The organism is Caulobacter sp. (genome assembly GCF_049283275.1).
In the GTDB taxonomy this organism is placed as follows: domain Bacteria; phylum Pseudomonadota; class Alphaproteobacteria; order Caulobacterales; family Caulobacteraceae; genus Caulobacter.
This window is the reverse complement of the sequence record NZ_JBAPVS010000175.1, coordinates 1-2,091: the sequence shown is the minus strand read 5'-3', so window position 1 is coordinate 2,091 and position 2,091 is coordinate 1. Positions and strand designations below refer to the sequence as shown.

General features: G+C 73.6%; 1 protein-coding gene. It reads left to right on the top strand.

The window, feature by feature from the left end:
- On the top strand, positions 1 to 2,091 hold a 2,091-nt coding region (locus WAL33_RS09540; protein ID WP_422180766.1), incomplete at both ends, for a baseplate multidomain protein megatron.

Genomic DNA, 2,091 nt, shown 5'->3' with positions numbered 1-2,091 from the left:
GTGTTCGGCCGGGCGCGGGTGGCCGGCCAGGTGATCTGGGCGGCGCGGTTCAAGGAGCGCTGGGTCGAGGTCCGGTCCGGCGGCGGCAAGAGCGCCCCGCGCACCACCAGCGCCGCCTACAGCCTGTCGTTCGCCGTGGCCGTCTGCGAGGGGCCGATCGACGGCATTGGCCGGGTCTGGGCCGACGGCAAGCCGATGGACATGGCCGGGGTGGTCATGCGCGTCCACACCGGGGGCGAGGACCAGGCGCCCGATCCCCTGATCGCCGCCGTCGAGGGCGAGGCGCCGGCCTATCGCGGCGCGGCCTATGTGGTGTTCGAGGACCTGCCGTTGGCGGCCTACGGCAATCGCCCGCCGCAGCTGTCGTTCGAGGTGTTCCACCGGCCGCGCGCCAGCGGCGCGTCTGCGGGCCTCGAGGACCGCCTGAAGGGTGTGTGCCTGATCCCCGGCGCGGGGGAGTTCGTCTACGCCACCGATGTCGTCCTGCGCCGCGACGGCCTGACCCGGACCACGGCCGAGACCCTGAACAACGCCGAGGGCCGTCCCGACCTGGTGGTGTCGCTGGACCAGCTTCAGGCCCAACTGCCCAATGTGGAAGAGGTGACCCTGGTGGTGGCCTGGTTCGGTGACGATCTGCGCTGCGGGTCGTGCACGATCCGGCCCAAGGTCGAGCAGGCGGCCAAGGCGACGATCCCGTTCGACTGGCGGGTGAACGGCGTCGATCGCGCCGAGGCGGGCGTGGTCTCCCAACACGACGGCGGTCCGGCCTATGGCGGCACGCCGGCCGACCGGGCCGTGCTGCAGGCGATCGCCGAGCTGAAGCGGCGCGGGCTGCGGGTGACGCTCTATCCGTTCGTGTTGATGGACGTGCCGGCGGGCAATGGGCTGCCCGATCCCTATGGCGGCGCCGGGCAGGGCGCCTATCCCTGGCGCGGCCGGATCACCTGTCACCCGGCCGCCGGCCGTCCGGGTTCGCCCGACAAGACCGCCGCCGCCTCGGCCCAGGTCTCGGCCTTCTTCGGCGCGGCGACGGCGGGACAGTTCGGCGTCGCCGACGGTCTGCCGACCTATGACGGCCCGGCCGGCGACTGGGGCCTGCGGCGGATGCTGCTGCACTACGCCAAGCTGGCCCAGCTGGCCGGCGGGGTGGACGGCTTCATCCTGGGCTCGGAGCTGCGCGGCCTGACCACGGTGCGCGACGGGGCCTCGTCCTATCCGGCGGTGACCGCGCTCAAGAGCCTGGCCGGCCAGGTGCGCGGCCTGCTGGGGCCGACGACCCGGCTGGGCTACGCCGCCGACTGGAGTGAGTATTTCGGCCACCAGCCCAGCGACGGCAGCGGCGATGTCCACTTCCATCTCGACCCGCTGTGGAGCGACGCGCAGATCGATTTCGTCGGCGTCGACTTCTATCCGCCGATGGCCGACTGGCGCGACGGCGACGACCATCTGGAGGCCGGTCAGGGCGGTCCGCATGACGTCGCCTACCTGCGCGGCAACCTGACGGGCGGCGAGGGCTTCGACTGGTTCTATGCCTCCGACGCGGCGCGGGCTGCGCAGGCGCGCACCGCCATCACCGACGGCGCCTACGCCGAGCCCTGGGTGTTCCGGCCCAAGGACCTGCAGGCCTGGTGGAGCCGCCAGCACTTCAACCGACCGGGCGGCGTGCGCGCCGCGACGCCGACCGCCTGGGTCCCGAAGTCCAAACCCCTGCGGTTGGTCGAGTTCGGCTGCGGCGCGGTCGACAAGGGCGCCAACGCCCCCAACCTGTTCGTCGACGCCAAGAGCGCCGAGAGCGCCCTGCCGCCGTTCTCGGACGGGACCCGCGACGAGGTCGGCCAGCGGCGGGCCCTGGAGGCGGTGCTGGCCCACCTGGCCGATCCGGCGACCAACCCGGTCTCGCCGGTCTATGGCGGGCCGATGATCGAGGGCGCGTCGGCCTGGTGCTGGGACGCCCGGCCGTTCCCCGACTTCCCGGCCCGGCGCAGCGTCTGGGCCGACGGACCCAACTGGACCCTGGGCCACTGGCTGAACGGCCGCGCCGGGATCGCGCCGCTGCCCGAGCTGATCGCCGCCCTGGCGCAGCGGGCCGGC